The 2,407-nt window shown below is 63.6% G+C and carries 3 protein-coding genes; all 3 read left to right on the top strand.

Features of this window, described 5'->3' with window-relative positions; all coding sequences use genetic code 11:
• Positions 1-75: 75 nt before the first annotated feature.
• From tolQ to VGO04_RS10575, 3 genes are read left to right on the top strand one after another with little or no spacing between them, the layout of a single operon-like run.
• Positions 76-798, top strand: coding sequence for a protein TolQ (tolQ, locus tag VGO04_RS10585; RefSeq protein WP_327495910.1), 723 nt, complete (start codon positions 76-78; stop codon positions 796-798).
• A gap of 27 nt (positions 799-825) precedes the next feature.
• On the top strand, positions 826-1,278 hold the full coding sequence (tolR, locus tag VGO04_RS10580; RefSeq protein WP_327495909.1) for a protein TolR: 453 nt from the start codon (positions 826-828) through the stop codon (positions 1,276-1,278).
• Between the two features lie 8 nt (positions 1,279-1,286).
• Positions 1,287-2,366, top strand: a complete 1,080-nt coding sequence (locus VGO04_RS10575) for a hypothetical protein (protein ID WP_327495908.1) — start codon at positions 1,287-1,289, stop codon at positions 2,364-2,366.
• The last annotated feature ends 41 nt before the right edge of the window (positions 2,367-2,407 follow it).

Genomic DNA, 2,407 nt, shown 5'->3' with positions numbered 1-2,407 from the left:
AACAGGACGTTTGGGCTACCCGGTCACGAGCATGAACCGCTCTTGCCGGGTGTTTGGATTCGGGGACTGAAGACGATGGAACAGGTTGGATTGGCCGCGGCGACGCACGATGTGAGCCTCTGGTCGCTATTCATGCAAGCAGGCTTCGTCGTGAAGCTGGTCATGCTGGGGCTGATCGCAGCCTCCGTCTGGACCTGGGCGATCGTCGTCGACAAGACGCTGAACTACGGTCGCGTTCGCCGCCAGCTCGACAGCTTCGAGCAGGTGTTCTGGTCCGGCCAGTCGCTGGAAGAACTTTACCGCACGCTTGCCGACCGGCAGACCGCCGGCATGGGTGCGATCTTCGTCTCCGCCATGCGCGAATGGAAGAAGAGCTTCGAGCGCGGTGCGCGCTCCCCGATCGGCCTGCAGATGCGTATCGACCGCGCCATGGACGTGACGCTCGCCCGTGAATCGGAATCGCTCGAAGCCCGCCTCGGCTCGCTCGCGACCATCGGTTCGGCAGCGCCCTTCATCGGTCTCTTCGGCACCGTCGTCGGTATCATGACCTCGTTCCAGGCGATCGCCGGTTCGAAGTCGACCAACCTTGCGGTCGTGGCGCCCGGTATCGCCGAGGCGCTGCTTGCGACCGCGATCGGCCTTCTCGCCGCTATCCCGGCGGTTATCGCCTACAACAAGTTCTCGGCCGACGCCGGCAAGCTCTCGGCACGCATGGAAGCCTTTGCCGACGAGTTCTCCGCCATCCTGTCGCGCCAGATCGACGAGAAGCTGCAGAGCCCGCGTCAGGCCGCGCAATAATCGCCAGAGAATACGGAGACCACGCTGATGGGTATGTCGGTTGGCGGAGCCAAGGGTTCGGGTGGCGGACGTCGTCGCCGCGGCGGCAAGAAAGCCATGATGAGCGAGATCAACGTCACGCCTTTCGTCGACGTCATGCTCGTGCTTCTGATCATCTTCATGGTGGCAGCGCCGATGATGACGGTCGGCGTGCCGATCGACCTGCCGGAAACGCAGGCAAAGGCGCTCAATTCCGATACGCAGCCGATCACCGTCTCGGTCAATCCCGCCGGGGAGATCTACCTGCAGGAAACCGCGATCGGCATCGATGAAGTGGTGCCGAAGCTCGAGGCGATCGCCACGACCGGCTACAACGAGCGCATCTACGTGCGCGGCGACACCAATGCCGACTACGGCACGGTCATGAAGGTCATGGCCCGCATCTCGGCCGCCGGTTTCAAGAACCTCGGCCTCGTCACGCTGCAAGAACAGGAAAAGTGATCGTCCCGATGAAGGGCAGTCTCGCTACATCTGCTGTCCTCCACGCCATGGTCCTGACCTGGGCGCTGGTGTCGCTTGGCAGCCCGGCTGACTTCCAGGTCGCCGACGTCGAGGCTTTGCCTGTCGACATCGTTCCCTATTCGGAAATGACGCAGGTTCAGCAGGGCGACAAGAAGGCACCGAAGAAAGAGCATTCGTCGCCGGTTCCGACCAAGCGTCCGGAGACGAACCAGCCGGCCGAGAACGTCGGCGACAACGACACCGACCTGAAGACGCCGCCGACGCCGAACGCCAAGCCGTCGAAGAGCGAAGCGACCGCCTCGCCCGAAAAGAACGACAAGCCCGAGCCCACGCCCGATCCGGTCGAACAGGAAATCAAGAAGGTCGAGGAGACCAAGCCCGCTTCCGAGCCGGCGACCGAGGTCGCAGCCCTGCCGGAGGCGAAGCAGGAAGTGAAGCCCGAGACGAAGCCGGATCCGGCGCCCGCCGAAGAGAAGCCGGCCGAAAACCCGGAAGCCGAAGCCTTGCCTGAGAAGGTGCCGACGCCAGCTGCCAAGCCCAAGGTCGAAAAGCCGGCCCAGAGTGCAAAGACGCCTGAGCGCAAGGACGAGCAGACGCCGAAGGAACAGAAGAAGCAGGCCTCTACCGAGGACAGCAAGTTCAACGCCGACGAGATCGCCGCACTGCTCAACCGCCAGGATCCGTCCGCCGGTGGCGCCAAGCGCTCGACGCAGGAGGCAGCGCTCGGCGGCAAGAAGACGATCGGCGTGGGCTTGAGCGCCAACGAGATCGACGGCGTGAAGGGTCAGATCCAGGGCAACTGGTCGCTGACACCCGGCCTGACCGGTGTCGAGGAAGTGCGCGTGACGGTGCGCGTTCAGCTCGATCCGGCCGGCAATATCGTCGGCACACCCGAGGTTACCGCAACCGGCGGTCCGGAAGGTACGCGCCGTGCCGTTGAAAGCAGCACCTTGCGCGCGATCCGCCGTTCGGCCCCGCTACAGAACCTGCCGCCTGACAAATATGAGGGCGAAAAAGGATGGAATACCCTCGTGCTGAACTTCGACCCCTCGGAATTCGCACTCTAGAGCTGCCGGGATTGGAACCCATGCCGGATAGCAAACCACCC

Origin of the sequence: Ensifer sp., from assembly GCF_035999185.1 — a bacterium.
Taxonomy (GTDB): domain Bacteria; phylum Pseudomonadota; class Alphaproteobacteria; order Rhizobiales; family Rhizobiaceae; genus Ensifer.
Note: the sequence above shows the minus strand (reverse complement) of the source record. Positions and strands in the feature narration are given on the sequence as shown.

What these genes read in the sequence shown, in the direction of transcription:
- VGO04_RS10575 (WP_327495908.1), top strand. Translation starts at nt 1,287, where the DNA reads ATGAAGGGCAGTCTCGCTACATCTGCTGTCCTCCACGCCATGGTCCTG.
- tolR (WP_327495909.1), top strand. Translation starts at nt 826, where the DNA reads ATGGGTATGTCGGTTGGCGGAGCCAAGGGTTCGGGTGGCGGACGTCGT.
- tolQ (WP_327495910.1), top strand. Translation starts at nt 76, where the DNA reads ATGGAACAGGTTGGATTGGCCGCGGCGACGCACGATGTGAGCCTCTGG.